We start from the raw sequence: 232 nt of genomic DNA, 5'->3' as shown, positions 1-232 counted from the left end.
GTCATCAGGATTGGCTGGCGGATTAGTCATCTCCATGCATTATTTCTTATTTAATCAGATTGATGCTGCCCAGCATAATGGCTAGTGTTCGATGAAATAAGTGCAATAACATCAATGATAGGTGAATTTCATGCATCATGTGCTGCGTCGACTGAACTTGAATCTCCTCCCCGGTTTCGACGCAGTTTTCAGACATCGGTCGGTCAGGCTGGCGGCAATTGAACTCAGTTTG

The 232-nt window shown here is 44.8% G+C and carries 1 pseudogene; it reads left to right on the top strand.

The window, feature by feature from the left end:
* Positions 1-121: 121 nt before the first annotated feature.
* Positions 122-232: pseudogene (locus KVT28_RS28045) on the top strand (LysR family transcriptional regulator); the annotation flags it as partial.

The organism is Pantoea sp. GbtcB22 (genome assembly GCF_019091025.1).
In the GTDB taxonomy this organism is placed as follows: domain Bacteria; phylum Pseudomonadota; class Gammaproteobacteria; order Enterobacterales; family Enterobacteriaceae; genus Pantoea; species Pantoea leporis.
This window is presented reverse-complemented; position numbering and strand designations above follow the sequence as displayed.